The following is a 4,280-nucleotide window of genomic DNA, read 5'->3' on the forward strand; positions in this document are numbered from 1 at the left end:
GGGTTGTGATAGCTCACGGGACGGTCCAGCACGTGGGCCAGGCAGTCGCCGGCCTCGAGCCGATGGACCGCGTCGCCGACCGTGACTTCGATCGTGTTCTCCAGCACCCACACCTGCTGGTGGATGCGGGGTTCGCGGGCGCCGCTCTCGTAGGCCACCCGCGCCTTCGGCGGGAAGGCCACCTCGACGATCTGGATCGGCGACGACCCGCCGGCGGGCGAGACGTTGCGGCGCACGTAGCCCGAATGCGGATCGCGCCACAAGGGTTGGTCGGCCAGCCGCGCGACGGGGTCGTCGCTGGCTTGCGGCGGCTCGAACAGCGAGGCCAGCGCGACGCCAAGGCCGGTGGCGAGCTTCTCGAGCAGCACCGCGGTGGGGCTGCTTTCGCCGCGCTCGATCAGCGAGATCATCGAGCGGCTGACCCCGCAGTGCGTGGCCAGCGCGTCGAGCGACAGGCCGCGCGCCGCGCGCAGTTCGCGAACCCGCGCGGCGATGCGATCGTTCAGGCTGTCTGCTTGTTCCGTCATGTTGGAATTATTGTCTTAGATATTGGATGAATCGTCCAGTGCCTCGGCGATCGCGGCTTGGTTAGCATCGTGGCGCGCGGGATGCGATCCCGCCCTACAAGAAGGAGATCCCCATGCGATATCTGGAGCTGCCCGGCGGCGGGCGGATGCCCGCGCTCGGCCTCGGCACCTGGAAGATGGGTGAATCGGCCGGCCGCCGCGCTGCGGAAGTCGCGGCGGTTCGCGCCGCCATCGAGATGGGCTACCGGCTCGTCGACACCGCCGAGATGTACGGCGAAGGCGGCGCCGAGGAGGTGGTCGGGCAGGCCGTGGCCGAGGCGCTGCGCGCGGGCGATGTGAAGCGCGAGGAGCTGTTCATCGTCAGCAAGGTCTATCCGCACAACGCCAGCCGCGCGGGCACGCCGGCGGCCTGCGCGCGCAGCCTCGCGCGGCTGGACCTCGACCACATCGACCTCTACCTGCTGCACTGGCGCGGGGAGCATCCGCTGGCCCAGACCTGCGAGGCGCTGCGCGCGCTGGTGGCGCAGGGGCGCATCCGCCGCTGGGGCGTCAGCAATTTCGACACCGACGACCTGGAGGAACTCGCCGCGCTGGGCAGCGACTGTGCCGCCAACCAGGTCTATTACTCGGCGGCCGAGCGCGGCCCCGAGTTCAGCCTGCTGCCCTGGCAGCGCGCACGCGGCATGCCGCTGATGGCCTACAGCCCGATCGACCAGGGCGCGCTGGCCGCCGATGCCGGCCTGCAGAAGATCGCCGAGCGGCTCGGCATCAGCGCGGCGCAGCTCGCACTGGCGTGGGTGCTGGCGCAGCCCGGCGTGGCCGCGATCCCGAAGGCGGTGCGCGAGGCCCATCTGCGCGACAACCTCGCGGCGGCCGGACTGACGCTGGGCGCGGACGTGCTGGCCGAGATCGACCGCCTTCATCCTGCCCCGCGGCGCAAGAAGCCGCTGGCGATGATCTGACCGATGAACCTTCAGCTCGGCCTTGTTCTTGCGCTGCTGGCCAGCGCCGTGGCGATGTTCGCGATCGGCCGCCCCCGCACCGACGTGGTCGCGCTGCTCATGATGGCGGCGCTGCCGTTCACCGGCGTGATCAGCATGCAGGAGTCGCTGGCCGGCTTCGCGGATCCCAACATCGTGCTGATCGCGATGCTGTTCGTGATCGGCGAAGGGCTGCTGCGCACCGGGGTCGCGCAGCGGCTCGGCGATCTGCTGGTGGCGCGGGCCGGCGGCAACGAGGCGCGGTTGATCGTGCTGCTGATGGTCATCGTGGCCGGCGTCGGCTCGGTGATGAGCTCGACCGGCGTGGTCGCGATCTTCGTGCCGATCGTGCTGCGCATTGCGCGCAACACCGGCGTGGCGGCCGGGCGGCTGATGATGCCGCTGTCCGTCGCGGCGCTCATCAGCGGCATGATGACCCTGGTGGCGACGGCGCCCAACCTGGTGATTCACGCCGAGCTGGTGCGCAAGGGTTTCGACGGCTTCCACTTCTTCAGCTTCACGCCCTTCGGCGTGCCGGTGCTGCTCGTCGCCATCGCCTACATGCTCGGGGTGCGGCGCTGGCTCGGCGGATCGAAGGCCCCGGCCGGGCCCGCCGGCCAGAGGGCGGGGCTCGGCCAGTGGATCGACGAGTACGCGCTGGCCGAGCGCGGGCACCGGTTCCGGGTGCTGCCCGGATCGGCCGCCGCCGGCCATGTCTTCGAAGCGCTCGAGGCGGGCGCCATCCCGGGCGTGAACCTGTTGGCCATCGAGCGCCAGCGCCGTTTCGCGAAGGACCTGCTGCCCCCCGGAACCCCGATCGAGACCGGCGACGTGCTGTTCCTCGACGTCTCGCGGCCGTCCGCCGATCTCGACGGCCTGAGCCACCGTTTCGCGCTCGAGCGGCTGCCGCTGGCCGGCGCCTACTTCTCCGCGCATGCGCAGGACATCGGCATGGCCGAGGTGCTGATCCCGCCGGGTTCGGGCCTGATCGGCAAGACCGTCGTCGAGGCCCGCCTGCGCGCCAACCACGACGTCTCGGTCATCGGCCTGAAGCATGGCCGCTCGGCCGAGCACGACGACATCCTCGACGAGCCGCTGAAGGCCGGCGACACGCTGCTGGTGGTCGGCATCTGGAATGTGATCCGAAGACTCCGGTCGGACATGCACCTGATCATCTTCAACCTGCCGTCGGAGTTCGACGAAGTGTCGCCCGCCGCCTCGCGCGCGCCGTTCGCATTGCTCGCGCTCGCGCTGGTCGTGGTGCTGATGGTCAGCGGCTGGGTACCCAATGTGCAGGCGGCGCTGATCGGCTGCCTGCTGATGGGCCTGTGCGGCTGCGTCGACCTGCGCAGCGCCTACCGCGCGATCCACTGGCCGAGCCTGGTGCTGATCGTCGGCATGCTGCCGTTCTCGCTCGCCCTGCAACGCACCGGCGGCGTCGATCTCGCGGCCCAGATGCTGATGGGCATCGTCGGCGACGCCGGACCGCGCACCGTGCTGGCCGTGATCTTCGCGGTCACGGCGGTGCTCGGCATGTTCATCTCCAACACCGCGACCGCGGTGTTGATGGCGCCGGTGGCCCTGGCCATCGCCAAGGAGCTGCAGGCCTCGCCGTATCCRTTCGCGATGACCGTCGCGCTGGCCGCCTCGGCCGCTTTCGTGACGCCGGTCTCGTCGCCCGTGAACACGCTGGTGGTCGGGCCGGGCGACTACAGCTTCATGGACTTCGTGCGCCTCGGCCTGCCGCTGGTGCTGCTGGTGCTGGTCGTGAGCGTCGCGCTGGTGCCATGGCTGCTGCCGTTCTGAAGCCGAGCAGTTAGACTGCGCGCCTTCGGGGAGGGACTCGCTCGCGCCGCGGCGGGTGTCGCCCATGGGCCAGCCGCTTCTGTCCTCCCTGGAAATTCGCAAGAACCAGAGACCCCACGGAGGGATGTGCAGCACCTGCTGGCGATGTTCGAGAAGGTGCGCGGCGAGCAGGTCTCCGACGACGCTCTACTGCTGGGTTAGCTCGCCCCCAGGTTGCCCCGCACTTCGTGTCGGGGCGCCCACCCCCTACCGGGGGCAACACCAGCGGACTGGCGAAGCCRGWTCCGCGGTGTTYCACCAACGGGCCTGGCTGCGCCGGCCAAAGCAATGGGCGCTGTGGTTGTTCSACGGCTGCGCGCAGCGCGCCYGTTCGTGGGCAGYCGCGGAACCGGCTTCGCCGGGCCGCTGACTGCGCCCCCGGTAGGGGGTTGGGCGGGCTACACGAAGTGAGCCCAACCTGGGGGCGAGCCTAGTGCGCCTCGGCTTGTTTGGCAGCGGCCACGATCGCCGCCTCGTCATGCTTGGCGCCGTTCAGGAACAGGTTCAACAACACCGCGCAGATCGACGCCAGCAGGATGCCCGACTCCACCAGCGAGTGGATCGCGTGCGGCATCCACTGCTTGAAGTTGGGCGCCAGCAGCGGGATCATCCCGACGCCGATCGACACCGCGACGATCATCGCGTTGTGCCGGTTGGTCTTGAAGTCCACGCCCGACAAGATGCGGATGCCGGTGGCCGCGACCATGCCGAACATCACCAGCCCGGCGCCGCCCAGAACCACCGTCGGCAGCGACTCGACCAGTGCCGCCATCTTCGGCAGCAGGCCCAGCACGACCAGGATCACGCCGCCGGCCACGCAGACATAGCGGCTCTTGATGCCCGTGACCGCCACCAGCCCGACGTTCTGATAGAAGCTGGTGTAGGGGAAGGTGTTGAAGTCGCCGCCGATGTGGGTGCCGAGGCCGTC

The 4,280-nt window shown here is 69.9% G+C and carries 4 protein-coding genes; 2 read left to right on the forward strand and 2 right to left on the reverse strand.

Features of this window, described 5'->3' with window-relative positions; genetic code table 11:
* A partial coding sequence (locus AC1D2K_RS30895; protein WP_478093773.1) for a helix-turn-helix domain-containing protein occupies positions 1 to 527 on the reverse strand: 527 nt, incomplete at its 3' end.
* A 113-nt stretch (positions 528 to 640) separates the two neighbouring features.
* On the opposite strand from AC1D2K_RS30895, the gene AC1D2K_RS30900 reads away from it, so the two are divergent.
* Both AC1D2K_RS30900 and AC1D2K_RS30905 read left to right on the forward strand, forming a co-directional pair.
* Positions 641 to 1,489, forward strand: coding sequence for an aldo/keto reductase (locus AC1D2K_RS30900; RefSeq protein ID WP_478093774.1), 849 nt, complete (start codon positions 641 to 643; stop codon positions 1,487 to 1,489).
* Between the two features lie 3 nt (positions 1,490 to 1,492).
* Positions 1,493 to 3,313 (forward strand): SLC13 family permease, encoded by a 1,821-nt coding sequence (locus AC1D2K_RS30905; RefSeq protein ID WP_478093776.1) that lies wholly within the window; start codon positions 1,493 to 1,495, stop codon positions 3,311 to 3,313.
* 469 nt (positions 3,314 to 3,782) lie between these two features.
* Here AC1D2K_RS30905 and AC1D2K_RS30910 read toward each other — a convergent pair.
* A partial coding sequence (locus AC1D2K_RS30910) for a solute carrier family 23 protein (protein WP_478093778.1) occupies positions 3,783 to 4,280 on the reverse strand: 498 nt, incomplete at its 5' end.

This window comes from Variovorax sp. P1_H12_2 (assembly GCF_056405335.1).